The organism is Halobacillus ihumii, assembly GCF_902726645.1.
GTDB classification, from domain to species: domain Bacteria; phylum Bacillota; class Bacilli; order Bacillales; family Halobacillaceae; genus Halobacillus_A; species Halobacillus_A ihumii.
Genome location: NZ_CACVAO010000001.1, coordinates 2,857,123 through 2,882,446, shown reverse-complemented (window position 1 = coordinate 2,882,446; position 25,324 = coordinate 2,857,123). Strand labels below are relative to the sequence as shown.

The 25,324-nt window shown below is 42.0% G+C and carries 23 protein-coding genes and 1 riboswitch; of the genes, 10 read left to right on the top strand and 13 right to left on the bottom strand.

The features are described 5' to 3' along the window. Positions 1-9: 9 nt before the first annotated feature. The 3 genes from G6R08_RS14285 to G6R08_RS14275 form a co-directional block, all read right to left on the bottom strand. Positions 10-819 carry a hypothetical protein gene (locus G6R08_RS14285; protein WP_163528798.1) on the bottom strand — a complete coding sequence of 270 codons (810 nt, stop codon included), beginning with the start codon at positions 817-819 and terminating at the stop codon, positions 10-12. A gap of 97 nt (positions 820-916) precedes the next feature. Continuing rightward, positions 917-1,678: an SDR family oxidoreductase gene (locus tag G6R08_RS14280; protein WP_163528797.1), complete on the bottom strand. Its 762-nt coding sequence runs from the start codon at positions 1,676-1,678 to the stop codon at positions 917-919. 63 nt (positions 1,679-1,741) lie between these two features. Beyond that, positions 1,742-2,065, bottom strand: a complete 324-nt coding sequence (locus G6R08_RS14275; RefSeq protein ID WP_163528796.1) for a nucleoside triphosphate pyrophosphohydrolase — start codon at positions 2,063-2,065, stop codon at positions 1,742-1,744. A 163-nt stretch (positions 2,066-2,228) separates the two neighbouring features. Here G6R08_RS14275 and G6R08_RS14270 point away from each other — a divergent pair, with 163 nt between their 5' ends. Then, the gene (locus tag G6R08_RS14270; RefSeq protein WP_163528795.1) at positions 2,229-4,268 is read left to right on the top strand and encodes a bifunctional metallophosphatase/5'-nucleotidase; all 2,040 of its coding nucleotides are present in this window, start codon (positions 2,229-2,231) and stop codon (positions 4,266-4,268) included. Positions 4,269-4,646: 378 nt separating this feature from the next. Beyond that, a complete protein-coding gene (locus tag G6R08_RS14265; RefSeq protein ID WP_163528794.1) occupies positions 4,647-5,981 on the top strand; it encodes a sugar porter family MFS transporter in 1,335 nt (444 codons plus the stop codon). A gap of 131 nt (positions 5,982-6,112) precedes the next feature. Here G6R08_RS14265 and G6R08_RS14260 read toward each other — a convergent pair whose 3' ends face one another. The 4 genes from G6R08_RS14260 to G6R08_RS14245 form a co-directional block, all read right to left on the bottom strand. After that, positions 6,113-7,099, bottom strand: coding sequence for a M28 family peptidase (locus G6R08_RS14260; protein ID WP_163528793.1), 987 nt, complete (start codon positions 7,097-7,099; stop codon positions 6,113-6,115). 393 nt (positions 7,100-7,492) lie between these two features. Further along, a complete protein-coding gene (arsC, locus tag G6R08_RS14255) occupies positions 7,493-7,912 on the bottom strand; it encodes an arsenate reductase (thioredoxin) (RefSeq protein WP_163528792.1) in 420 nt (139 codons plus the stop codon). A gap of 36 nt (positions 7,913-7,948) precedes the next feature. Then, positions 7,949-9,247, bottom strand: a complete 1,299-nt coding sequence (locus tag G6R08_RS14250) for an arsenic transporter (RefSeq protein ID WP_163528791.1) — start codon at positions 9,245-9,247, stop codon at positions 7,949-7,951. A gap of 10 nt (positions 9,248-9,257) precedes the next feature. After that, on the bottom strand, positions 9,258-9,605 hold the full coding sequence (locus tag G6R08_RS14245) for an ArsR/SmtB family transcription factor (protein WP_163528790.1): 348 nt from the start codon (positions 9,603-9,605) through the stop codon (positions 9,258-9,260). A gap of 290 nt (positions 9,606-9,895) precedes the next feature. On the opposite strand from G6R08_RS14245, the gene G6R08_RS14240 reads away from it, so the two are divergent. After that, positions 9,896-10,420: a BsuPI-related putative proteinase inhibitor gene (locus G6R08_RS14240; RefSeq protein ID WP_163528789.1), complete on the top strand. Its 525-nt coding sequence runs from the start codon at positions 9,896-9,898 to the stop codon at positions 10,418-10,420. Between the two features lie 53 nt (positions 10,421-10,473). On the opposite strand, the gene G6R08_RS14235 is transcribed toward G6R08_RS14240, so the two are convergent. After that, on the bottom strand, positions 10,474-11,019 hold the full coding sequence (locus tag G6R08_RS14235; RefSeq protein ID WP_163528788.1) for a flavodoxin family protein: 546 nt from the start codon (positions 11,017-11,019) through the stop codon (positions 10,474-10,476). A 129-nt stretch (positions 11,020-11,148) separates the two neighbouring features. Between G6R08_RS14235 and G6R08_RS14230 the strand changes: the two genes are divergently transcribed. The 5 genes from G6R08_RS14230 (at position 11,149) to G6R08_RS14210 (ending at position 16,219) form a co-directional block, all read left to right on the top strand. Beyond that, positions 11,149-12,051, top strand: a complete 903-nt coding sequence (locus G6R08_RS14230) for a LysR family transcriptional regulator (RefSeq protein WP_163528787.1) — start codon at positions 11,149-11,151, stop codon at positions 12,049-12,051. A gap of 77 nt (positions 12,052-12,128) precedes the next feature. After that, positions 12,129-12,986: a VanW family protein gene (locus G6R08_RS14225; RefSeq protein WP_240339727.1), complete on the top strand. Its 858-nt coding sequence runs from the start codon at positions 12,129-12,131 to the stop codon at positions 12,984-12,986. Positions 12,987-13,044: 58 nt separating this feature from the next. Next, positions 13,045-13,992 (top strand): alpha/beta hydrolase, encoded by a 948-nt coding sequence (locus tag G6R08_RS14220; RefSeq protein WP_163528786.1) that lies wholly within the window; start codon positions 13,045-13,047, stop codon positions 13,990-13,992. A gap of 116 nt (positions 13,993-14,108) precedes the next feature. Next, a riboswitch (purine riboswitch) is annotated at positions 14,109-14,210 on the top strand. A gap of 135 nt (positions 14,211-14,345) precedes the next feature. Further along, positions 14,346-14,933 carry a xanthine phosphoribosyltransferase gene (locus tag G6R08_RS14215; RefSeq protein WP_163528785.1) on the top strand — a complete coding sequence of 196 codons (588 nt, stop codon included), beginning with the start codon at positions 14,346-14,348 and terminating at the stop codon, positions 14,931-14,933. Next, entirely contained in the window at positions 14,930-16,219 is a 1,290-nt protein-coding gene (locus G6R08_RS14210) for a nucleobase:cation symporter-2 family protein (protein ID WP_163528784.1), read from the top strand. Before G6R08_RS14215 ends, G6R08_RS14210 begins: the two co-directional genes overlap by 4 nt. Positions 16,220-16,293: 74 nt before the next feature. On the opposite strand, the gene G6R08_RS14205 is transcribed toward G6R08_RS14210, so the two are convergent. From G6R08_RS14205 to G6R08_RS22140, 5 genes are all read right to left on the bottom strand, one after another. Next, complete coding sequence (locus G6R08_RS14205; RefSeq protein WP_240339726.1) at positions 16,294-16,500, bottom strand: hypothetical protein; 207 nt, start codon at positions 16,498-16,500, stop codon at positions 16,294-16,296. A gap of 110 nt (positions 16,501-16,610) precedes the next feature. Next, positions 16,611-18,059 (bottom strand): sodium:solute symporter family protein, encoded by a 1,449-nt coding sequence (locus G6R08_RS14200; protein ID WP_163528782.1) that lies wholly within the window; start codon positions 18,057-18,059, stop codon positions 16,611-16,613. A 4-nt stretch (positions 18,060-18,063) separates the two neighbouring features. After that, complete coding sequence (locus G6R08_RS14195; protein ID WP_163528781.1) at positions 18,064-19,698, bottom strand: amidohydrolase; 1,635 nt, start codon at positions 19,696-19,698, stop codon at positions 18,064-18,066. Positions 19,699-19,963: 265 nt separating this feature from the next. After that, positions 19,964-21,481 (bottom strand): flotillin family protein, encoded by a 1,518-nt coding sequence (locus tag G6R08_RS14190; RefSeq protein WP_240339725.1) that lies wholly within the window; start codon positions 21,479-21,481, stop codon positions 19,964-19,966. Positions 21,482-21,872: 391 nt separating this feature from the next. Next, the gene (locus tag G6R08_RS22140) at positions 21,873-22,823 is read right to left on the bottom strand and encodes a hypothetical protein (RefSeq protein WP_240339724.1); all 951 of its coding nucleotides are present in this window, start codon (positions 22,821-22,823) and stop codon (positions 21,873-21,875) included. Between the two features lie 144 nt (positions 22,824-22,967). Between G6R08_RS22140 and G6R08_RS14180 the strand changes: the two genes are divergently transcribed. Both G6R08_RS14180 and sppA read left to right on the top strand, forming a co-directional pair. Further along, complete coding sequence (locus G6R08_RS14180) at positions 22,968-23,981, top strand: DUF3231 family protein (RefSeq protein WP_163528780.1); 1,014 nt, start codon at positions 22,968-22,970, stop codon at positions 23,979-23,981. A gap of 338 nt (positions 23,982-24,319) precedes the next feature. After that, positions 24,320-25,318: a signal peptide peptidase SppA gene (sppA, locus tag G6R08_RS14175; protein ID WP_163528779.1), complete on the top strand. Its 999-nt coding sequence runs from the start codon at positions 24,320-24,322 to the stop codon at positions 25,316-25,318. Positions 25,319-25,324: the final 6 nt, after the last annotated feature.

The following is a 25,324-nucleotide window of genomic DNA, read 5'->3' as shown; positions in this document are numbered from 1 at the left end:
TATAATTGATCACCTATTATTCCTAGCTATGAACAAATAGCCAATCATTCCTAACAAAATTATCTTGTGTTCTTTTGATAAATCATTAGATAGCTCTACAATATCATTATCGATATCCCGGAAAATCCCCGTATACTCATGTGGAAATCGTCCGTTAAAAAAGTGAGCCCAACGGTGATCGTTGGTATCTTTCAAGCTAAAATCGCCCGAGAACCCCGAGGTCTTCACAGGTAGAACCACCTCATCATGGCTGTTCATTAGCTCACCTTTTATATGTAAAAGGTTTTTAAATTCTTCTTGGACGTATTTACCCAAGTATTGATCCTCGCCGTCATAGACGGATATTTCACTCTTCCTGAGCCCCCGGCGCTTAAACGTAAACATGGTTTCCCCTTTATGTGAAATGAATGCAACAGTTACGGGGAGCATCGTTAATAAGGAGCTTTTATAAATTAATACAGGGTAAAGATACCAAGGTATGTGTACAGGTTTAAATGTACCCACAAAATGTCCGTTTTTCTCAAAACTGAGCAATCGTGGTATTAGCGCAGCATCTTGCTTTAGGACAAGATGATCGATCCCTAGAATAGATGTATTGGAATACGGGATCGATACATCTTTAACCTTGTTATACTTCTGGCGACTCGTAATGGCTATAGCTGCCAAAAATCCCAATGGGGCCAGGAAAGCGGATGCCTCCAGCCAACCACTAGTAGTTTCAGGCCTTTCCAATACTAAATATCCTGCTACGACCAAAGTAACTATCCCTGTAAGAACATAGGCTAGTTTTTCTCTACGTTTATACATTTCTGCTATCAAATTCATTCCTCCCAAATAAACCTCAATATAACTACGAACATGAGTCATATTGGTTTCAAAGGGACTAACGAATTTTGTCTAATAGGGATGAGTAATGTTAAAAGGCAGCAGTCCAGCCCGCATCGGCTGTTAAAACTGTGCCGTTTACAAAACTTGAGTCATCAGATGCTAAAAATAGGGCAGCCTTCGCAATCTCTTCTGGTTTACCCGTGCGCGGCATGACAGATTGGGCAGCCCCTGTACGACTGGCTCCAAATTCATTGAAGTTTTTTATCGATGAAGCAATATTTGTTTCCACGCCGCCTGGAGCAATTGCGTTACAGCGAATTCCTTTTTCGGCATACATATAACCGGTATTTTTCGTTAATCCAATGACCGCATGTTTTGATGCTGTATAAGTTGCCCCCGCATGAGCACCGTTTAGCCCGCCTGAAGAAGCTGTATTCACGATAATCCCATTTTCTTTCGCTAGGAAAATCGGCAACGCTTTACGTGTCGCACGCATGACACCCTTTGTATTAATATCAAAAATGAGGTCCCACTTTTCATCGTCAATATCCCCGACAGGCTCCATCCCATCCATAATTCCCGCGTTATTAACTAATATATCCAACGTTCCAAACTCCTTAACAGCCGTATCAATCATATGTTCGATATCTTCCAATTCTGCAACATTCACCTTTACTGCCTTTGCCACTCCACCATGACTAATGATATCTCTTGCAACCGTTTCAGCACCTTCGCTATTAAGATCAGCTACAACAACTTTTGCTCCTTCTTTTGCATATAAGTCTGCAATGGCTTTCCCCATGCCGGAAGCTGCTCCGGTTACAACTGCAACTTTATCTTGAAGTTTCATCAAAGTTCCTCCTATTATAAGATTCTAAAACTCAAACTGTCGTCTTTCTCATTCCCCAACATCTCAATCCTCAACCTCGACTAGAAAAACTCGCCCTTCAAATCCTCCTCGCTGCTTACGCTTTTCACGACGAATCCTTTCCACTTGTTTTAACGTAGATCCATGGGTCTTCGAAGCAGCAACAATTAACTCTAGTAAATCAGCTAACTCCTCCAACGCTTCGAGGTCGCTTTCTGCGGTTAAATATTCGTTTAACTCTTCTTCGAGCTTATCTTTCAAAGAACCTATGTATTCACTTTCGCTTAGAACACGTGTGCAAAACGACTTCCCTGATCCTTTGATGATTTCTGGAATTCGATCACGAACGAGTTTATGATATACGGGCACGTTTTCTCACTCCCAAACCATATTAAATACATAATTAAACATTTTTCTATCAAAATCCTCCTATCATTAGTAAAAAAATAGATAGATTGCATGATTTAAAATATTCTTCCAATTTGGTACATTGTATACGGTTCTATTACAATTTTAAGGGGGAAAAAGACGGATGAAGAAAAGACAGTTGTTAACTGTTTTAGCCGCTCCAGTCATGGCGTTCTCGTTATTTCAGGCAGATGAGGTATCAGCAGAGACGAATTTCGACATGACCCAGTTAAGTGACACAGAGCTTTTGATCGAACAAGACATTATTAAGCAGAAACAGCAGGCTCAAATACATAATAACCCTTATGTGACGCGCCTCGAAGTGATGAAAATGTTGAAGCGTGCCGATGAGATGAAGGGATTAAATCCGAAAGATATATTTTTCTCCGATTCATCGAATAAGTCTAAAGGTGCTAGTCCTAAGGAACCAATTACACGTATAGATATGGCGAAAGTATTTACGCTTGCCATGAATAATGGCGAGATTCCCGAAGTAGATCTTGAAGTATTAAATAATTTCACGGATGGAGATTCCATTCCTGAAGAAGCGAAGCCATATGTAGCCTATGCCACTCTGGCTGGCGGATTCGACATTACTTTTGAGGAAGCATTCCATCCAAATGAACCAATGACCCTTGAAGAAGTGGCCGACACATTCAAACCACTTGTCTTTGATGTGATTGATATTCTTTCTACTAATGACATTCATGGTCACATCACTCAAAATCAGCAATACCAGCAAGGCGGTATGGCGATAATCGGCGGTATTGTTGAAGATTTCCGCTCCGTTAATGCTGATGGAACGGTCGTTGTCGATGGCGGCGATACAATGCAAGGAACGCTGATCTCTAATTCTTTTGACGGAAAATCTACTATTGAAACGTTAAATGATATTCAATATGATGCAGGGGCAATTGGCAACCATGAGTTTGACTGGGGAATCGATGTGCTGGAGCAGCGCTTAGATGATGCCTCCTATCCTATACTTGGCGCGAACATTTTCGAGGAAGCTACAGGAGAACGTCCTGAGTGGGCCAAGCCTTATACTATTGTAGAAAAAGGCGGTTATAAAATTGGAATTATCGGGTTTGCGACTCCGCAAACACCACAAACAACCTTATCGACCCATGTAGAAGGTTTAGAATTTCCTACCCCTGCTCCAATTGCTGAAGAGCTGGCGGCAGAACTTGAGGCAAAAGGCGCTGACATGGTCATGGTTACCTCCCACCTTCCTGGATGGCATGAAGAAGAAACAGAAAAAATTATGGGTGAACTTGCTCAGTTAGCAAAATCCTCTGAAGGTGGACTTGATGCCCTTGTCGGCGGGCACTCCCACGAGCGAGTGGCAGGACATGTCAACGATATCCCAGTTGTTGAAGCAAGCCGTTATACCAATGCCATGGGACACATTCAGTTATTTGTCGATCCCGAAACAGAAGAAATCTATGATTCTGAAGTCGATATGCTAGAAACATATGAGCATCTCGCTGGTAAGGACGAGAGTGTTCAAGAGATTGTAGATTACTATAAGGAACAAGTTGAAGAAGTAAAAAGTGAGGTCGTTTCAACGACGGAAGGACCGCTGACTCGTGATCGCAAATATGGCGAGCTTGGTGTCAGCCAGCTTGGAAATATGATCACGGACGCGATGCGTGAACGCGCGAATGCAGATATTGCTTTCCAAAACAGCGGCGGGATTCGTGCTGACATTAACACTGGTGAAATTACTTATGGAGAAGTATTCGAGGTGCTTCCTTTTGATAACTATAACGTAACTGCCCAGATGACTGGCCAGCAAATCAAGAAAATCCTAGAAGGGCCGGCACCCGACGATTGGAACTTTATGAAGATTCAGTTCTCCGGCATGAACGTTGTCTATGATCCTGCTAAACCAGACGGTGAACGCGTCACTTCGATTACGCTGACAGATGGAACACCTGTTTATACAAACGGCGAGTTCTCTGATCAAACGTTTACGGTGGTGACGAACAACTTCCTATCTACAGGTGAAGGTGACGGATATACAACCTTTGGTGAAGTAGAATGGACGTCACAGCCTGCTTTCCAGCGAGAGCTGTTTGCTGATTACTTGCGTGAGAAGCAAGCTAATGGTGAAACGATTGTTCCTGCTGATGCTTTAGATGGTCGTTTGATTGAAAAATAATAGATTGATCATGAAAGCCAGCAGAATGTGGGGATTCTGCTGGCTTTATCTGTAGATTAATTGATAATGCCGCTAAGTTGCATGGGGTTTACAATCTAAGACCAGCTCCCTATTCGAACATACACGCTCGATTTTAGTTAGAGAACAATCCTTTAACGTTAGGGAACAATCATGATTGGAACGGGAACAATCACGATGAGTTAGGAAACAATCATTGAGCGTTAGACGACAATCCCCTTCTGTTACGGAACAATCCTCTCCCCAATCCACAACAAAGCATCCAAAAGCCTCTCGCCTGAGAAAACTTTTATGTTTGCGCTCCCCTAAGAAGTGGGAAAATGACTAGACAGACGTTAAATTTCAAAGGTGGGAATGATCATGAATAAAAATTTACATAAAGGATGGATCTTTTTCTTCGGGGCTCTCGGCGGCCTCCTTTATGGATATGATACGGGGGTTATTTCTGGTGCCCTGCTGTTTATCGGCCAGGATATCCCTCTTTCTAATTTCCTCGAAGGACTAGTCGTCAGTTCCTTACTGGGTGGTGCTATTGTAGGTGCCGGGATGAGTGGTTATGTAGCCGATAAATTTGGCCGAAGACGTGTGGTCTTCGTGATCGCTCTCATCTACCTGATTGGTTCCCTCGTGTTGGCCTTTTCCCCAAACGCTTGGGTTCTGATTACAGGAAGAATTATTCTAGGTCTTGCCGTTGGGGGTTCGACAGCTATTGTACCCGTGTATTTATCTGAAATGGCTCCCACTCAATCGAGAGGGGCACTTGCCTCACTCAACCAATTGATGATTACGATCGGGATTGTACTCGCCTACCTGGTTAACTACGCTTTCTCCTCTATGGAGGGTTGGCGTTGGATGTTAGGCCTCGCCTCAGTTCCGGCGATCATTCTTATGATTGGTGTCCTGTTCATGCCTGAAAGTCCTCGATTCTTAATTAAACATAATCGAGAGAAAAAAGCCCGAGATATTATGGCGTTAACTAGAAAACAAAATGAAATTGACGATGAAATTGAGCAAATGAAAAAGATTGAAGAGGTAGAGGAAAGTACCATGGACGTATTGAAGTCGAAGTGGGTTCGTCCGATGCTTCTGATTGGCAGTGGTATCGCGGTGTTTCAACAATTGATCGGGATCAATGCAGTCATCTACTATGCCCCTACCATTTTCACGCAAGCAGGATTAGGAAATTCTGCTTCCATTCTTGGTACGTTAGGGATTGGAATTGTCAACGTTTTAATGACGCTGGTGGCGATTGCGACGATTGACAAATTGGGCAGAAAGAAGCTGCTGCTGATTGGAAATGTGGGAATGACCTTGAGTTTAGCCATTTTGGCGGCCATTTTGTTTACGTTCCAAATGACGACCACCATTGCATGGCTGATCGTTCTATTCCTTGGCCTGTTTATCGTGTTTTTCTCTGCGACGTGGGGGCCGGTCGTTTGGGTCATGCTCCCTGAGCTTTTCCCATTGAAGGCAAGAGGTGCCGCAACAGGGTTTACAACCTTGCTTTTATCAGCGGCCAACCTGGTTGTCTCTCTCTTCTTCCCTGTTTTACTAGGTGCAATTGGCACCGCATGGGTATTCGTAATCTTTGCGATTATTGGTGTTTTTGCCTTTACATTCGTAAAGAAATTCGTACCTGAAACGAAAGGAAGAAGCCTGGAGGACATTGAGCGTGACCTTCGAGGAAGCCATTAAGGAACCAGGACTTTCTATCAGTTTTTGCTAGGAAACATCAATTAAAAGAGCCTTTCTTTCCGTGCCTTTAAGCACTGGAGGAAAGGCTCTTTTAATTCCTTTTTGTAAAACAACTTAATCTAATGTGAAAACTAATGCTCATTTGGCCGCGGCATATACTGTCCTTTACTGTTCGGCTGAATTCGCTGAACAAGTTCTGTCAAAATATGAGAATAGGATTGCAAATGTTCCTTCATACGACCTGGAAATTCTGATTGAATAAAGGACATGTTATCCTTCAAAGGATTATGCCAAATTGAGCCGTGTTCCCGTGTTTGTGTATATCCATCGAGGGCTCCAATTTCCCAATTCGTTGATTCAAAATAAGCAAACGGAATCCCCGCTTCTTTAAAAGCGGCATGATCGCTCCAATCTCCTGTTGTTCCCTTTGGATAATGCGGATTCAGTCCGGGATTCACTTGAAGATCGATGTCTAACTCATTACTGATATCTAGCGCTAGTTCTCTGACCCATCCTTTTTTACCAGCGTTTCCATGGACGTATCTCCTATCTCCCGCGGCAAGACTGTCCAGGTTAATCATGGCCTTCGTGTGATTGATTTCTGGTTTCGTTATTTGTGAAACATAAAAATTTGATCCTCGTAACCCAGTTTCTTCTGCGCCAAAAGCGACAAAACGAATCGTGTAAGGGGTATCTATGTTCTGGATTTTCTCTGCCACCTCAAGCATTACCCCTACACCAGAACCATTATCGTCCACGCCCTCCACTCGATTTACCGTGTCGTAGTGAGCACCAATAATAATTTCATGTTTAGAACGCCCGGGCTTGACAGCGGTAACGTTGGCAGAATGAATCTTATTGTTATTCGAACAAATGAATGAGAAAGGCTGGACCTCCGGTTGATAGCCTAATTGTTCAAAAGTTTGATAGATATAATCCCGTGCCAATTCTTCTCCGGTTGTTCCAGCAACACGATCACCGATTTCGGTTGCTAGATAGGATACATGGTTAAACGAAATTTCACCATATTGTTGTGGACCCTTAGCTTGGACTCCTTGTGTTCCTATTCCTGCAAATACCCACATAGCGAGCAATACATAGACAAATAATTTTTTCATAAAAAACCTCCATTGAAATCTAACTAGAATTAATATTTACCATAATATTCCGTCATATTATATTAAACTCTACCATGGCATACACAAAGGGACAAGAGCATGGAGATAAACGATTTCTCTATTATTCAATAATTCCCCATAAGCAAACACAGCAGCACAGAATAGTTTTTGCTTAGTAACGAATACTTAAAAGAGAATTTAGATAGGAGGTTTTACTATGAAGAATGACTACCAGCTGGCAACACTCTCAGAGACTGAGCGAGAAAAGTTAGAAAATCTTGAAAAAGAATTCGGCAAAGTCCTAATCGCCTGGGAAGGAGAAAAATAACTCACTTTCCCAAACCATACTAGTAATAGCCAGAACCCTAATCGTTCTGGCTATTACTATGGTTCTTATTCACCTGTTTCTGCAAACCGATGAATTCGCTCCCCAATTTGATCACGAACACGCTGGAAGACCGCCCATTTTTCCTCATCCGTTCCTTCAGCTTTAGCCGGGTCATCAAAGCCCCAATGCTCTCTTTTTACATGAGGGGGAGTGATCGGACACTTATCTGCGGCATCCCCACATAAGGTGACGATTAAATCAGCATGATTGAAAATTTCAGGATCAATCACATCTGATTGCTGCCTTGATATATCGATACCCACCTCATTCATCGCTTTCACGGCATTTGGGTTTAATCCATGGGCTTCAATTCCAGCGCTTTTGACGACCCAATCTTCTCCTAGATGTTTTTTTGCCCAACCTTCAGCGATTTGACTACGGCAAGAGTTTCCTGTGCAAAGAAAGTAAATAATCTTTTTAGTCATGTGAAGTCTCCCCTTTAGCTCTTCTTTTTTTCATCGTTATAAAATGAACCTTAACCATAGATACAGTCCTGTTAACGTAATGAATAGTGTTGGAATCGTGAGCAGAATACCTACTTTAAAATAGTAGCCCCATGAAATCTTAAACCCTTTTGTTGCTAAAACATGCAGCCATAGTAGGGTCGCCAACGAGCCAATCGGTGTAATTTTCGGCCCTAAATCAGAACCGATGACGTTGGCGTAGATTAGCGCTTCACGCATCACGCCAGAGGTGTTCGTTTCAGCAATCGCAAGCGCGTCGATCATAACGGTCGGCATATTGTTCATGATCGATGATAAAATGGCTGCGATGAACCCCATTGAGATGGTCGCTGCAAATAACCCTTGTTCAGCAGTAAATTGAATAACATTGGCTAGCACATCCGTTAAACCAACATTGCGCAGTCCGTAAACGACGACATACATCCCGATTGAGAAAAAGACAATTGCCCATGGAGCACCTTTTATCACTGTTGTCGTCTCTACCGCGGTACTTCTTCTGGCCATCAGAAGGAAGAAAATCGCCACAATTCCTGCGATAATCGACACTGGAATACCTAATGGTTCACTTACAAAATAACCAACTAACAGAATCGCCAGCACAGCCCAGGATAATCTGAACATTTTATGATCCTGAATCGCCTGCTTTGGTTCCCTTAACTGATTGAGGTCATAATTTTCTGGAATGCTTTTCCGGAAAAACAAATAAAGCACAAGGATACTCGCCCCAACGGAAAAGAAATTCGGAACGATCATCCGTGAGGCATATTCAACAAATCCAATGCCAAAGAAGTCTGCTGAGACAATATTAACCAGGTTACTCACGATTAGTGGTAACGAGGCAGTATCTGCGATAAATCCACTCGCCATGATAAACGGCAAGATCATTGCCTCTCTAAAATTCAGGTTCCTCACCATCGCAAGGACGATCGGTGTGAGAATCAGTGCAGCTCCATCGTTAGCGAACAGGGCTGCCACAACTGCTCCCAGAAGAATGACATACACAAACATCTTCTTCCCATTTCCACCGGCTACTCTAGCCATATGAAGAGCAGCCCACTCGAAAAAGCCGATTTCGTCCAAGATAAGTGAAATAATAATAATGGCGATAAACGCTAAAGTGGCGTTCCACACAATGTCAGTCACCGCTGCGACATCCTGGAAATCAACCACACCGAAAAGTAACGCCAGAATCGCTCCACCACATGCAGACCAGCCGATCCCCAAATTTTTCGGCTGCCAAATCACTAACACTAGTGTAAGTATAAAAATAATTGTTGCTATAATAGCTAAGTTCAATTGAATCCCCCTACGAACCGCATTGTATACGTAAACCCGCTTCCTCCAATGCGCGTAATTTCTCTTTTTGATCTGGAATCTGCTCTAAAATCTGTTGAACGATCGGAAATGTTGGATGAGCAGTGTTTATTGTGTAAAAGATCCATTGCCCCCTCCGTTGTTCTTTCACAAGCCCAGCATCGCGAAGCTTTCTTAAATGCTGGCTAATGGAAGGCTGACTCATTTGGAGTACTTCCACAAATTCACACACGCAGCACTCTCCATCTTTTATTAATCCCATAATGGTTAAGCGTGTTCTATCACCCAGAAGTTTCAATGTTTGGGCAGCGTTTTCTAGCTCAATCTTTGTTTTTTCCATGAACATCACCTCGCTCAATTAGTATATTAGCATATGCTTATATGATTCACAATAAAACTTGTCGCCCCCTTTGAATCGTTTAATTTGGAGTTAGGCCGCAATGTTCATGCGTTAGGAAGTTATCTCTTTTAGTTAGGTCTTTATAATTCCGAGACAGGGCGCTATAATTTTGAGACACGGTACTATGCCCCTTCGTTAGGGCTTTATCAACAACAAATTGTTACTTTGTCACCTTTTCGAGTAAAATAGAGATAACAAATTGGTGTGATCTAGAAAGGATGGGAAGTCCCATGAGAATCATGATTTTATTAACGGCATTTTTGATAGTGGGAATTGTTCTATCAGCCTGCGGTCAACAACAAGACAGCCAAACTAACACCGACAACAACGCAAATGACGACAAAGCAGAGGAGGTAAATGGTGACCAGAACAACTCGAATGGGAGCCAGGAAGATTCCAAACCGGACCGTCCCGGAGGTATTGTCGCAGGAAAATTAGAGACAAACCTTAAAGTCAGCGAAAAACATGCTTATTTTCAAATTAAGAACCAAACAGAACGCGTCCAGAAGCTCGTCATCTCTGGAAAAACTGCCTACAACTACATCATTGCAGATCCTCAGGGAAATACAGTTTTTGAGAATTCAAAAAGTCAGCCTCAACACGAGCCTAAAAAGCCGATCACATTAAAGCAAGCTGAAGAGATTGAATACAAACTGCCCATCCCGGAAGATTTGGAACCGGGGACATATTCAATTACAGCTATCCTGCATACTCAGCCCGTGCTAAAAGCCAAGACTTCCTTCACAATTGAGTAACTGTAAACAAGCCAGCGGGGCACTTCACCGCTGGCTTTTAATATTTATCAATGCTAACGTAATTCGTTTTTAATTTTCTTCTGAAGCTGTTGGGCGGCAAATTTCGCTTGCACATCCTCTTGAATATCTCCTGGTTTGTTTCCCTCCCCAAGAACATAACCTTCAAAAGCAACCCCAACAAAACTAAAGATATACTGAAATTGCTGTATTAGAGGAAGCCCTTTTAATAACGGCATATCCCCGCCCACTGCCACAACATACGCCTGTTTTTCAGCCATTCTCTCTTTAAAATTTGGATATTCCTTGATGGACTGCGACCATCGATCGATAAAATTCTTTAGCGTTCCCGACATTCCGTACCAGTAAATAGGTGTAGAAAAAATGATCACATCATGTGAGAGCATACGATCTATAAGTTGTTTATAGTCATCCCCTACTCTTGGAAAACCAGATTCATCGTGTCGGTAATCTTCTATGGGCTGAATATCGTAATCCTTCAATACAATTTTCTCCGCTTCCATCTCGCTAATTACCCGTTCCGTTAGTTGTTCTGTATTCCCGTTTGAACGAGTTCCTCCGTAAATAACGGCTACTGACATGCTCATCTACTCCCTTTCCTCACTGCTTTTTTTCCTGCTTCCACTTCTATACTATAATGAACTTATAAATCAATAAAGATGATAATAATGATTATATTAATCGATAATTTTGATTAGGGGAGAAGTTGTATGGAAACCAAACAATTGATTACATTTAAGATGGCAGCGGAAACTTTAAATTTCACTCAAACAGCCAAGAGCTTAAATTTTGCTCAGTCCACTGTAACCGCTCAGATTAAAGCACTAGAAAGTGAACTGGGAACAGTATTGTTCGAACGGTTGGGGAAACGATTAGTTTTAACAGAAGCGGGCCGCCAATTTAAAGGTTATGCAGACAAAATGATTACACTTACTGAAGAAGCAAAGTTAATGACTGGCGAGTTAAAGGAGCCGACAGGGACCCTCGTCATTGGCGCACAGGAAAGCCAGTGCACGTATCGTCTCCCTCCAATTTTAACGGCCTTTAAAAGTCAATTTCCAAACGTCAAACTTATCTTTAAACCTGCCCATTCAGACGAAGCAGCAAAAGAACAACTTCTTAAGGGAGAGCTTGATATTGCTTTCATTATGGATGTCCCTAAACCAGGAGACTCACTCATCACCGAGTCCCTTATCGAGGAAGAAATGAAACTTGTGGCAGTTGCAGAACACTCATTGGCACGGAAACAAGAAATTACTCCAGACGATCTGGAGCACGAAACCCTTCTGCTAACTGACGAAGGATGTTCTTATCGTACAATCTTGGAGGATTCCTTAAAAGAACAAGGAGTTCAATCCATTAATAAATTCAAATTCGTAAGCATTGAGGCAATTAAGCAATGTGTATTAGCAGGGTTAGGTATAGCCTTTTTGCCTGCTATGGTCGTGAATAGAGAAATGCAAGAAGGCCGGATCAAAGAACTTAAATGGAATCACCCTACCTCTTCTTTTTTCACTCAAATCGCCTGGCATAAAGATAAGTTGATTACTATCCCTTTGCAATCCTTTATTGATCTCACTAGAAAAAACTTCAAAGCAAGCCATTTCCAATAAAAGTAACACTGATATTCCCCCTCTTCCTGTGCATGAATTTGCGGCATTACTTCATACTACTGTCAGAGGTGTTGGAAATGAAAATCATGATTCTCCCTTTTCTTTTATTTTTTATACTGCCACAGGAAGATATGACGGATTATTTCTCTCTTACTCACGACGGGGAAACGGTGGCTAGGATCAGCAGAACCGACTTTACGATCCCTTACCTTGACGAGAAGTTTGTGGATCAACAAGGGTTTGAAACATTTATCGATGAAATCGACAGCAAATTATCTAAGGAGCCTGTGAATGCTACAATCGATGAAAACGGAACGATTGTTCAAGGCAAGGCCGGTACGAAAGTGAATCGTGCTAAATTAAGCAGACAATTTCTCGATTATTTTTACTCCCATGAAGAAGTAGAGACGAAAGTACCAATGATTCAAGATTACCCCCAAGTAGATGGTGAATTACTTGCGGACATTAGAACAAATCAAATCGGAGCCTACCAAACTTTTTTTAAAAAAGGCAATCGCGAACGGACGAACAACATTTCTCTTGCGACTGAAGCGATTAATAACCACGTTGTCTTTCCAGGTGAATTGTTTTCGTTTAATCAGGTTGTGGGAAAACGGACGGAGGAAAAAGGATATATGCGTGCGCCTGTCATTGTAAAAGGTGAACTGTCAGAAGATATTGGAGGCGGGATTTGTCAGGTTTCCTCTACATTATATAACGCTGTAGATGAAGCCGGCCTTGAAATTGTCGAGCGCTACTCCCATAGTCGGGAGGTCCCTTATGTACCTAAGGGACGAGATGCCACAGTCAGCTGGTATGGTCCGGACTTTACTTTTAAAAATGAATATAACCAGCCCATTCTAATCCGAGCTACATCAAAAAACGGCCAAATGATCGTCCAGATTCAATCCTCAGACCGCCTTCGAAAACGTTAAACAAGATGGTTTAATTCGATGATTGCACGAGGCTCAGCTTACAAGGAGAAAACCTCTTATGAATGACAACAAGGAAATTAGAAATGTGTTGGAACGCTTATCAAGTTGGGAGCAGCGAATAGACTTTGACCGTCCCGTTGAGAAAACAATGGATATTCAAAGGTACCTGAACTACTATGGATTTGATATAGAGAATGTGGATTTTCATTTTGGGAAGATGGAAATTGATGAACAGGAAATCGCTGTCCAGATTTTTAACCCAAAGCAAAGTAAAGCGACTGTTTTTTTACTGCACGGATACTTGGAGCATGTCGGTTACTTAAGAAATATCATTCAATTTCTAAACGACCATCACTACCGTGTGGTCAGTTATGATTTACAGGGGCATGGATTGTCAGAAGGGGAAGCTGCTTCAATCGATCACTTCTCCAATTATGTTTTAACGTTAGAAAAATTAATGAAAAAAGCAAGGGATGAGATGGCCGGACCGTTTTATATTATAGGGCATAGTACCGGGGGCGCCATCGCAATCAATTATGTATTACAACATCGCGATCATAATTTCGATAAAGCTGTTCTGGTGGCACCGCTCGTTCAATCCAATCATTGGTGTTTAACAAAATTAGCGTTTTACCTGATTAAACTTTTCCCCTTTATCAAAAGTGTTCATAGACGATACCGGGAAAATTCATCAAACCAAGCCTATTTAAAGTTTGTCCGTAAAGATCCATTACAACCTGAAACCATCCCATTAGAATGGCTGAATGCACTGATACGTTGGAACGAAAACATCCAAACCTATCGCTCAACAGGAATGGAGACTTGTGTCATTCAAGGCACTAAAGATGACACAGTGGCCTGGAAGCATAATCTCCATTTTATCAGTAAAAAATTTCCCCATCTAAAGATCGTTCATATAGAAGACGGAAAGCATTCGTTATTTAATGAATCAAAACAAATCCGTGAACTCGTGTTTCATAACATTCATCAGTTTTTAACGGATTGACAAAGCGGCAATATGGCTGTAAATAATTTGACAGTGTTTCCAACCAAATTTTTGTAAACCTTATTTTTTCTTTATCGGGTGTTGTTTTCGACAAAACTCGTGCTATACTGTTGATAACATTCGAATAACGCTTTTTTCATATAATCGCGGGGATATGGCCTGCAAGTTTCTACCGGTTTACCTTAAATGAACCGACTATGAAAAGCTGTAATGATGAGGCGATGCCTATTTTTGTGCTCTCTTATCATTTCAATTTGTTTTTTCAAAGCTCGAAAAAACTTGCTTTCCTCATAGTTGGTGCGGAAGCAGGATTTTTCGAGCTTTTTTATTTTTACAACAGAAGGGTGATCATTATGGATATATTAGAACAGAAAATCAGAGATGAAGGAAGAGTGTTATCCGACTCTGTCATCAAGGTGGACTCCTTTTTAAATCATCAGATTGACCCGGTCTTAATGAAGCAAATTGGTGATGAGTTTGCTTATCGCTTTGGTGATGCGGGAGTTACGAAGGTATTAACACTAGAATCATCTGGTATTGCCCCAGCCCAAATGACAGGACTCACATTAGGCGTCCCGGCCATTTTTGCGAGGAAACGTAAATCTCTTACCTTAAATGACCACCTCTATTCAACAACCGTTCATTCGTTTACGAAAAATCAATCCAATGAGATTTCCGTATCCAAAGATTACTTGTCAAGTGACGATACAGTACTTATCCTGGATGACTTTCTGGCAAACGGACAGGCTGCACTAGGACTCATAAACATCGTACAGCAAGCGGGAGCCTCCCTTGCCGGTGTTGGGATTGTTATTGAAAAAGGCTTCCAGGATGGCGGTAAACTCTTGAGGGAACAAGGTATTCGTGTTGAATCGCTTGCCATCATCGATTCATTAGCAGATCAGAAGATTACATTTCATAAAGAAGGTGCATCCGTGTGAAAACAGCAACGTTAGGAATTCAACACCTCCTTGCGATGTATGCAGGGGCCATATTAGTTCCGCTTATTGTTGGTGAAGCCTTAGGATTGACTTCTGAGCAGCTCACTTATCTGGTTGCTATCGACATTTTAATGTGCGGTGTTGCTACAATCCTACAGGTGTTAAATAATCGCTTCTTTGGAATAGGCTTGCCTGTTGTTCTTGGCTGTACCTTTACAGCCGTCGGTCCGATGATTGCAATTGGCGGACAGTATGGTATCTCGGCTATTTATGGCTCCATCCTTGTATCTGGTTTATTTGTTGTTCTCATCAGTCGTTTCTTTGGAAAATTAGTCCGCTTTTTCCCGCCAGTCGTGACAGGGACCGTAGTTACCGTAATCGGCATCACCTTAATCCCTGTAGCCATTAACAATATGGGTGGCGGGCAAGGTGCAAGTGATTTTGGTTCTATCACTAATCTGTCTCTTTCCTTCGGGACACTATTATTTATTATTCTTATGTATCGGTTCACAACAGGATTTACCAGATCCATCTCCATTTTACTTGGTCTGATTGGAGGAACGATTGCAGCCGCCTTTCTTGGAAAAGTTGATTTTGCTGCCGTTACAGAGGCTTCTGTGTTCCACATGGTGGAGCCCTTCTACTTTGGGATGCCAACCTTTGAATGGTCAGCGATCTTAACGATGATCCTGGTCGCCATGGTTTCCCTGGTCGAATCGACAGGAGTTTATTTTGCCCTGGGAGATATGACCGAGGAAACATTAGACGAAGAAGATCTTTCTAGAGGGTACCGGGCAGAAGGCTTAGCCATTCTACTTGGGGGAATTTTCAACTCCTTCCCTTACACCGCTTTTTCTCAAAATGTCGGCTTAATGCATATGACTGGAGTTAAATCTCGAAAAGTCATCCTCGTTACTGGTATGATGTTGATTACTTTAGGGTTCATTCCAAAAATTGCTGCCTTAACAACCATTATTCCAACTGCCGTGTTGGGCGGAGCAATGATTGCCATGTTTGGAATGGTCATTGCACAAGGGATTAAAATGTTAAGCAGCGTCATTACAGATTCTCCTGAAAACTCAATGATTGTAGCGTGTTCCGTAGGTATGGGGCTTGGGGTGACAGTAGTTCCTGAATTGTTCGCACAGCTCCCGCAGAGCATCCAAATCTTGACGAGTAACGGGATTGTCGCAGGCAGTGTAACAGCCATTGTCCTGAACGTGGTCTTTAATATGACCCAATCAAAGAAAAAAGTAACGGTGTTAAAGGAGCAGCAGGCTTCATAGTCATAACCTTGCTAAACTGGAATCCAGCAGTGTTCTATACACTGCTGGATTTTCAGGCTTTTTTCTACTCGTTGTTACGAATTATTGAACGTTTGAGATATTTCCTTTTCAGCAAGTTCTGCATTGGCAGCTTCCAATTCCATATGTTCATCTACGGAATCTCCGGCAAACCAGTCTTTCTCCCCTAAACTATTGGGGCCGGTTCTTACACTTATTTCACCATTTGTATTTGCCTGTGTGGGGAAATCGAATGTCTTCTTGGGCTGTTTCTTCAAAGTCATCACCTCAACCTATAGCATGCGTTCCTCACTGTTTTTTAATCCCCAATCGTTATTATGAGAAGTCCCAAAGATGAAGTTATTGAATTGCAATCGATCCGGCATCTCCAAAATTAAACCGTCTTTCTAAACTCCTCATACATGGCGTTTTCCTTTTCTTGTCTAGAAAACAAGGTCACTGCAATAACGGTGATAATCGATAGAGGAAATCCAATGAAGACTGGATGAGCACCAAACGGGTGACCTGCAATTTGCCAAATCACTGCCACTGACAATCCCAGCCACATTCCTGATACTCCTGCGGCTTTGGTCGTCTTTTTCCAAAACAAGCCGAACAAAACGGGGGCTAGTAATCCGGAAACGAGCATCGCACTACCAGTTACCCAAAGAGTAACCAAAGTAGGAATATAAAGAGCTAATAGCACAGCAATGACCGATACGGCTGCGACTGATAAGCGACTGTATAATAGCATGTTATGTTGATCGGACTTACCACCCAGCCTCGGTTTAACGAGATCATTGACAATAGATGTTGAAGCTGCCAGAAAAAAGGAATCGGCACAGGAAATGACTGTGGCCAGCAGAACAATAACCATAATGACAACGAGCGCAAATGGCAGTACGGCAGCACTCAGTTCATAATAAATTAAAGTCGGGTCAATGTCTGTCATTTGCATGCCGAACTTCCCTAGAACGCCAATGACAATCACTCCGCTTGCTGTCAGAAACCCAAGGATAATCGCGGCCCAGTACCCATTCCTGGCAATGTTAATATCCTTGGCAGCCCAGAAGCGCTGCCACAAATCCTGTCTGACGAACTGATAAGCCCCAATCGTAAATAAAAAAACAAAGAAGTTGTAGGGAGAAATATTAAAAATACTAAGCGCATTCGGACTGCCCATAGCAGCTGCATTTTCTGTAACAGTACTCCATCCACCAGAAGCCATCCACACGGCAACAAGCAGCACCGCGACTCCGATTGTTTGAATCGTACCATGAATCGCATCCTGCCAGATAACTGAAACTAATCCGCCGAAGTACGTTTTCAGCGTTAATAACACCCAGCTGATTAGAATGCCTGTCGTCATACTTAAGTCAACTGTCAAATTCAAGATCGTTGCTATCGCTACAAATTGCATGCCAGTGATGGAACAATAGGCGACAAGTATGCTCAGCATAGTTGGGATTCGAGCCGCTTCCCCGAACCGCAATGCCGTGAAATCTCCGATCGTTACCATATTATATTTTTCACCTAAAATCCTAATTCGCTTTAACATAGCAAACGCCAAAATGATTGATGTTAACGTAAATCCAATCGCAAGCCACTGCTGCCCCATTCCGTATAAATAACCATTCGTCATGTAGCCAAGCAAAATGGAACCGCCAATCGCTGTTCCTGTAAAGGTTAAGATGAGCGGGATGAGTGATATCGTCCGCCCGGCCACATTATAATCATCGTACGTTTTAATTTTCCTATTAATATAGAGGGAAAGACCAAATAAAAAGAAAAAATAGACAACTACGATGAAAAACAATATCGTTTGCTGTTGTTCAGAAAACATCCCATCACCCTTTCAAGGCTTTTTGATACGACTGGCTTTGACTGAACGTCAATTCGCCTTCCATATACGTTTGCTGCACCTTCAATTCTTTTAATTGTTCGGGCTTAATCTCAAGCGGATTTTCAGTAAGAACGATAAGGTCAGCCTTCGCACCTGCTTTAATGATCCCAAGCAGCTGCTCTTCACAAGAGCTGTAGGCCGCATCTGTCGTAAACGCTTTCAACGCATCCCAGACGGAAACCTGTTCTCCTTGAGCCACAACCTGTCCACTGGACGTTTTTCTCGTGACGGCACTGTATATTCCCTGCCATGGATTACCGTTATTAACAGGCAAGTCGGAATTACCTGGTGCGACAATTTCATAGTCTTTATAAGACTTGTGCGGAAAAATCCCGTCCATGCGCTCCGTCCCTAGTTTAGCCATATAATTATCACCAATATGGTACAGGAAGCCTATCGAAGAGGCTGCCACCAGCTTTAAGTTCTTCATGCGCTTCAAATGAGCGGCTGTCGGCATGACGCAATGCTCGATCCTGTTGCGCATGTCTGTTATGTTCGTGTTGTTATGTATCTGTTCGAATGATTCGATCGCCACCTCAATCGCACGGTCTCCAATCGCATGAACCGCTACCCGCAGTCCCGCTTCTATCGCCTTTTGCATGAGCGGATAGATTTCTTCTGCCGCATTATACAGAATCCCTTTTTCCTCTGTTCCTGCGTAGGGCTCGTACACGGCTGCAGTTTTCCCGCCCACGCTTCCATCCAGCATAAATTTCATACCTTGAATTTTCACAAGATCATTCCCGAATCCACTTCTCAACCCCACCTTTAACACTTCATCTAACGAACCGTCAAAGCCATTTTGATCAATCGCCCATATCCATGGCCGCACTCTGACTCTTAATTCATTTCGCTTCTGCAAATACTGAAATAGTTGCAGGTCTGCTGTTTGAGTCGACATATCATGAACAGTCGTGATTCCCCATTCAGCGAATTGCTGCTGAGCCAGCCTCATTCCTTTGGCAATGTCTTCAAGGTCGTAACGAGGAACATCTAGCAGCCCTTGCGCTTTTTCCTGAAGTAATCCCGTTAAGTTTCCATGTTCGTCTCGTTCAATATGACCGCCAGAAGGATCAGACGTTTCTTCTGTAATCCCACTCAGCTCAAGCGCCTTGGAATTCGCTACGGCCATATGAGCACAAGATCTTTTCAACACTACCGGATGGTTAGGAGCAGCTTCATCCAATTCCCACCGTGTCGGATTTCGCTTTTCTGCTAACTTACTATCATCCCAGCCAAACCCTCGTATCCATTCACCTTCAGGAGTTTTCACTGCCTCTTCGCTTACCTTGTGTAAAAGGTCTTCCATCGAAGGAGCGATTTCTGGCCTGCAGTCAATCTCAAGCAGCGTACTTCCGTAAATGGTTGGGTGAATGTGACTTTCGATGAATCCAGGCATTAGCGTTTTTCCGTTTAAATCGATGATTTCTGTCTGTTCCGTTTTCCAGTCGAACACATATGACTCGTCCCCAACAGCTGCAATCATTCCATCTTTCACTGCCACAGCACTGGCTTGAGGAAATGAATCATCCATTGTCAATACATCGCCGTTGAAGAAAATCAAATCAGGTTTCCTCATGTTTTTCTGCTCCCTCCTACGTGAACGCCTCTCCCAATAGGAAAAATAAATCCAGTTAAAAAGTTAACTGGATCCTGTGGAGTTGTTCATTATTTTATAATTTTCTAAATATTAAGTTATCATCAAACTACCTCTCTGTAAAGCAGTTGTCAATACTCGACAAAATAGACCAAGCCGGCAGAATACGCAGATTCTGCCGGCTTGGCTTTAGAATTTGTGCAGATGATTATGGATCATCTGCATTATTTAGCTTTTTCTGGTTCATTTACTTTTTGTCTGATCCTTTATTTTCCTCTTCCAATTCTTTTTCTGGAGCTTCTTCTTCTGCTTCTTGAGGTCTCGTCTTATATTCCTCAGATGCCGCTGCTTCTTGATAATGGCTGTCAGGAGAAGGATCAAACGGATTAACGTTCCCTCGTGAAACATAGCTCTCAAGCATTGCTTTCAAGTCCATTCCGGTAGTTTCCTTTAAAGATTCCTGAATACCCAGCATAGTTGAAGTTACACTATTCGCCACTTTCGCGGACCCGCCTTGAGAATTGGATCCTCCCATATCAATCACTTTCATATCTTTAATTTGGGACAGAGGAGCAGATACCTTTTCTGCATAGTCAGGTAATACATTGATCATCATCTCCATAATGGCTGCTTCTCCGTACTGTTCCATGGCTTTAGCCATCCGTTCTTTCGATTCCGCTTCAGCTATACCACGCTGGCGGATAACTTCTGCTTCTGATTCACCTTTAATGCGCTCCTTCTCTGCTTCCGCTTCTGCCTTTTTGGTCGTTTGGTAAGCCTCAGCATCAGCGATGGAGCGGCGGCGTTTATTTTCTTCTTCTTCAAGTTCAACCGCACGTTGTTTCTCGATATACTGAACCTTCAATTCTTCGTCCTTAACTTGCTGAGCGAGCTTTTGACGCTCAATCTCACCCGCTTGTTCAGCATTAGCTTTGGCCCGATTCGTATCTTTTCTAAATTCAGCCTCTTTTATATCTTTCTCTTTTTTCGATTCTGCCACATCAGTTAAACGGCGAATCTCTTCATTTTGAGCTTCCTGATCATTCTTCGCCTGATAAATCCGTGTTTCTTTTTGCGCATCAGACTCTGCCATATTCGCCTTCTTCTGTACTTCAGCAATATGTGGACGCCCGAGGGCATCAATATAACCATTCTCTTGATCAACGTCCTCTACGTCATTTAAGGCGAACGAAGTAATTTCAAAGCCCATACCTTTTAAATCGGATTCAGCAATTTTCTTCACCTGTGTATTGACCTCTTTAAAATCATTGTAAATCTTCTCGATAGGCAGCGACGCAATGATGGAGCGCAAGTGACCATTTAAGACATCCTTCAATTCGGATTCTCGCTCATCTTGCTTTTTCCCTAAGAATTTCTCGGCAAAATTCGCCATGATCTCAAGCTCACTGCCGATACTAATCACTGCTGTACTCGCTACGCGTACCGGAATTCCTTCCTTGGTGTACGCTTTTTCCGAGTTAACTTGCAGCTGAAAAGAAGTCAAATCAATTGGGGTAGCCGTTTGGAACATACGCAGACGATATCCGCCCCCGCGGATAATCTTCACTGAACGGCCATTATCATCTTCAAACACATTCTTCTCTTTCTCGGGATCTCCTAACTTTGGCCCCGTCACAATCAAGGCTTCATTCGAGCTTGCCGTTTTATAACGCACTTTAAAAATGATGAACGTTATAATTCCGCCGGCGACGACTAAGAAACCAATAATTCCTAAAATCACAAACAATAATGCTCCTTCAAGCATTTCCATTCCCCCTTAAAATTCTAAAACCCACGTAATATGTATATTGGGTTTCTAATATTACCGTCTCCACCTTATAAAAACTCCAGTATGTATTATATTTTTTGAAATGATTTTCATGAGTTACTCTCTTCATAATAGTCCGGTTTTTAGATGCTTTAACATGGAGTTATGGGTAGTTATTTATCAGAAACCTCTCATCAACCGTGAGCCTCTCTCTACTATGAATACGTGTGGAACCATTATTTAGTTTCAAAAAATCCACTTAAATTGGAATTCTTCTGGATTCTTTGTGGCAAATTCACAGTTATAAGACATTTTTTCCAACTACTATAATAAGCCAGCAGAATCATAAAGTTCTAGTGGCCCATCACCATGGATTTCAATTGGTATACTAGTTCAATTTGTTACCTTCTTCCCCCCTAATAATTAGTTTATAAGGAGTGGCCTTTTTGGATAATTCTTCACTTTTAATGTCTATTATTTTCTCCACATAAGTCTCAATTTCTTTGACCTTATCCTTCGTTCCCCATGAAAACCATCCGTTCGATAAAGATGTTTTTAAAATAATTTGCAGCGGTTTCGGGTGAAAAGAATGCGCAAATCCTGTCACATCATCAAAATTTTTATCGGTTTCTTCCATAATGGAATGGAAAATAGGAGACCACTTCATACGGCTTTCATTTCTTCTGTTTACTTTAATGGTTAAATCTAATTTCTTTTTGGTATATATGGCATCGTGTACACGTTTCTTAATGTCTTTCCGAACATCATGGTAAAGCTTTTCTGATCCCTTTATTTCAATTGTCATTGTTTTAGGTTCTCTTCCACTTACGCTAATCGAGCTAACTTTGATATCCCCTGCCTCTTCTAAAGTTTCGTGAGCGATTTCAAATAATTCTCTCATATGCTTCTCCCGCTTTTTATCTTGTTCACTTGGCTCTTCTAATCTTCTATCCGCTACTTTTACATGAATGTCTACGTCTCCCAGCTGATGAGAAGTAACCAGCTTTTGAATGATATGCTTTATTTCCTTTTCGTTTTTTTGTTTATACTGCTTACTCTCAACTCTAATCGTTACAGAAGGAGGTTTTGAAGAAAAAATAGCACCGATCGAACTGGAAATACTACCTTTCAAGCCTCTTTCTTGGAGCTGTTTATGTAGACTTTCTTGAAAAGATCTTATCGTTTTGTTCATCCGTTCCGTTTCCTCCATGCTATGTTTGATCCTTTTTTCTAAGTGTTCGCTTGGTACTGTTTGATTGCTGGAAAAAGAATAAAATAAACAAACGATGATCACACAAGCTAAAGCTGTCCCAATTCCAATACCTATCCTCTTCTTCATCTGCTCCCCTCCATATAATATTGCTTGTACTACAATATATAGATCAATTATGAAAATATGATTCATGACTATATGTCATGAATCATCATAATTAAACAAATACTGGAAATAGTAAGGAGTAACAATAAATAAGGGTGGTATATAATGGGAGATTCTAGACACGTGCAGCTAAGTGCTACTGAAATCGGAATTATCTGGTCACTATATCAATTTAAAACCATGATGATCAGTGTACTGGAACATTTTAAAGAAACTGATGACAAAGAGTCACAAAAGATCCTCACAAAGCTTTATGAAGGTGAAGTTCGCATTGTTAAAGAATTGACAACTATATTGCAAAATGAGCAAGCGATCGTCCCCATCGGCTTTACTGAGCAGGACGTCAGAAAAGGCGTGCCTCGTTTATTTGATCAGGATTTTGACTTGATGTATGTACGTACGATGGCAAAAGTCAGCGTTGGCTATTATGCATTGTATAGTACCATGTCCTATCGAAAGGATATTAGAAGTTTAAACAACCGTTTGACTAAGCACGCTCAGAAAGTGTACGACAACATCACCGAGGTCTTGTTAAACCGGGGTACACTGGTGCGTCCGCCTCACATTTCCGTACCGAAGGAAGTTGAGATTGTAAAAGACCCAAAATACATTAGCGGATTTCCATTTTCTCAGGAAAAGCGGCCTTTAAACGCCATGGAAATCGGGCATTTATGTTATGGAATCGAAACCAATACAGCTGGTATGCAGTTGATGACGGGCTACGCTCAGGCAGCTAGAAACAAAGCTGCTAAGAACCACTTTCTCAAAGGGAAAGAAATCTCACAGAAAATAATCACAGAACTCAGCGACATTCTGTTGGAAAGTAACATCCAAGCCCCGGTTACATTTGCAGGAAAGGCGACGGATTCTACCACACCTCCCTTTTCAGAAAAGCTGATGATGTATAACACCAACCTGCTCAGCACCTTTGGATTAGGAAGCAACGTTATTGGCGGGGCATTCAGCTTCCGTCCGGATCTTCCTGTAAAAATGGCTATGCTGGCAAAGGATATCTTCACTTATTCAAAAGAAGGCGGAAAAATTATGATTGAAAACAATTGGATGGAAGAGCCGCCTCAAGCAGAGAACCGAAACGAATTAATCAATAAAGATAAATAACATGAGGTCCCTAAAGTGTACCAATGACTTGAGGGACACTCTTTTTCTTTTTTATTACACCTTAACAGGAAGCCATAACGTCTTGTCTCAAAATGATAACGCCCTAACTCAAAGCCATAGCGACTTAACGGAGGACCATAACGTCCTAACTGAAAACATTTAGTTAAACCAGCCTACTGACTCCTCCTTTTTTCACATGTCACTTCAAATTTTACATGAAAAATCTCGTATTTTACGAAACTTTCCATTCCATGAACCGTATGAATAAAGGGGCAGGATTAGATCGCCTCATTAAGTACAGCTCTGATGGTTGTACATATCTTGAAAGGGGATTACATATGAACAAACGTATTGTGGCCAGTATTATCGCCGCGAGTATATTGCTGATCGCGATTGCATTTCAGAGTGTCAGCTTTTTCATGAATCAAAGTATTTCTGAAAATACAACCTCGATGTTTTCAGTAAGTCAGAAGCCAAAGGAGCAAATCATTGAACAAGGTTCAACCGCCAACCGAATTGTCCAGCTTGAGGTAAATGGCACAATTATTAACAATCCAGGGTCAGGCTCCAATCCTTTTGGGTCTGGAGGATATCAACACGAGCAGTTCCTAAAGAAATTAGAGGCCATCAAAAAAGATGACAGTATAAAAGGTGTGCTGCTCTATGTGAACTCGCCAGGCGGAGGAGTTTATGAAAGTGCGCAAATCCATGATCAGCTCCTTGAGATTAAGAAAGCTGGTAAAACGATTTACGTTTCTATGGGTGGAATGGCCGCTTCAGGCGGGTATTACATTTCAGCTCCTGCCGATCGAATTTTCGCTTCGAATGAAACATTCACAGGTTCGCTTGGTGTGATTATGCAAAGTATCAATTATCAGCAATTAGCCAATGACTTTGGGATCAAATTCAACACGTTCAAGAGTGGTGAATTCAAAGATATCATGAGTCCAACGCGTCCTATGTCTGAAGAAGACCGTCAAATCATTCAGGCTCTTGTTGATGAATCTTACGAACAGTTTGTTGAGGTTATAGCATCAGGACGTGAGATGCCTAAAGACAAAGTCTATGAGCTCGCAGATGGACGAATTTATTCTGGTAAGCAAGCTGTTGAAAACGGACTCGTCGATGAAATTGGCTTTAAAGATGAAGCATTGAATGCATTGCAGAAAAAAGTTGGAGGAAACCCGCAAGTGTTTAAATATAAACAGAACAGCATAGGTTCCTTCTTTAACCTTCCGGTAGCCAAGAGCTTACTGCCAAATAGCGAAGTCCGCTTCATCAAACAATTGATTAGCAACCGTCAAGGACCAACCTTGATGTACATGTACAGCGAGTAAGGAGGG

What these genes read in the sequence shown, in the direction of transcription:
- G6R08_RS14280 (WP_163528797.1), bottom strand. Translation starts at nt 1,678, where the DNA reads ATGAAACTTCAAGATAAAGTTGCAGTTGTAACCGGAGCAGCTTCCGGC.
- G6R08_RS14270 (WP_163528795.1), top strand. Translation starts at nt 2,229, where the DNA reads ATGAAGAAAAGACAGTTGTTAACTGTTTTAGCCGCTCCAGTCATGGCG.
- G6R08_RS14265 (WP_163528794.1), top strand. Translation starts at nt 4,647, where the DNA reads ATGAATAAAAATTTACATAAAGGATGGATCTTTTTCTTCGGGGCTCTC.
- G6R08_RS14260 (WP_163528793.1), bottom strand. Translation starts at nt 7,099, where the DNA reads ATGAAAAAATTATTTGTCTATGTATTGCTCGCTATGTGGGTATTTGCA.
- arsC (WP_163528792.1), bottom strand. Translation starts at nt 7,912, where the DNA reads ATGACTAAAAAGATTATTTACTTTCTTTGCACAGGAAACTCTTGCCGT.
- G6R08_RS14245 (WP_163528790.1), bottom strand. Translation starts at nt 9,605, where the DNA reads ATGGAAAAAACAAAGATTGAGCTAGAAAACGCTGCCCAAACATTGAAA.
- G6R08_RS14240 (WP_163528789.1), top strand. Translation starts at nt 9,896, where the DNA reads ATGAGAATCATGATTTTATTAACGGCATTTTTGATAGTGGGAATTGTT.
- G6R08_RS14235 (WP_163528788.1), bottom strand. Translation starts at nt 11,019, where the DNA reads ATGTCAGTAGCCGTTATTTACGGAGGAACTCGTTCAAACGGGAATACA.
- G6R08_RS14230 (WP_163528787.1), top strand. Translation starts at nt 11,149, where the DNA reads ATGGAAACCAAACAATTGATTACATTTAAGATGGCAGCGGAAACTTTA.
- G6R08_RS14225 (WP_240339727.1), top strand. Translation starts at nt 12,129, where the DNA reads ATGAAAATCATGATTCTCCCTTTTCTTTTATTTTTTATACTGCCACAG.
- G6R08_RS14220 (WP_163528786.1), top strand. Translation starts at nt 13,045, where the DNA reads ATGAATGACAACAAGGAAATTAGAAATGTGTTGGAACGCTTATCAAGT.
- G6R08_RS14215 (WP_163528785.1), top strand. Translation starts at nt 14,346, where the DNA reads ATGGATATATTAGAACAGAAAATCAGAGATGAAGGAAGAGTGTTATCC.
- G6R08_RS14205 (WP_240339726.1), bottom strand. Translation starts at nt 16,500, where the DNA reads ATGACTTTGAAGAAACAGCCCAAGAAGACATTCGATTTCCCCACACAG.
- G6R08_RS14200 (WP_163528782.1), bottom strand. Translation starts at nt 18,059, where the DNA reads ATGTTTTCTGAACAACAGCAAACGATATTGTTTTTCATCGTAGTTGTC.
- G6R08_RS14195 (WP_163528781.1), bottom strand. Translation starts at nt 19,698, where the DNA reads ATGAGGAAACCTGATTTGATTTTCTTCAACGGCGATGTATTGACAATG.
- G6R08_RS14190 (WP_240339725.1), bottom strand. Translation starts at nt 21,481, where the DNA reads ATGCTTGAAGGAGCATTATTGTTTGTGATTTTAGGAATTATTGGTTTC.
- G6R08_RS22140 (WP_240339724.1), bottom strand. Translation starts at nt 22,823, where the DNA reads ATGAAGAAGAGGATAGGTATTGGAATTGGGACAGCTTTAGCTTGTGTG.
- G6R08_RS14180 (WP_163528780.1), top strand. Translation starts at nt 22,968, where the DNA reads ATGGGAGATTCTAGACACGTGCAGCTAAGTGCTACTGAAATCGGAATT.
- sppA (WP_163528779.1), top strand. Translation starts at nt 24,320, where the DNA reads ATGAACAAACGTATTGTGGCCAGTATTATCGCCGCGAGTATATTGCTG.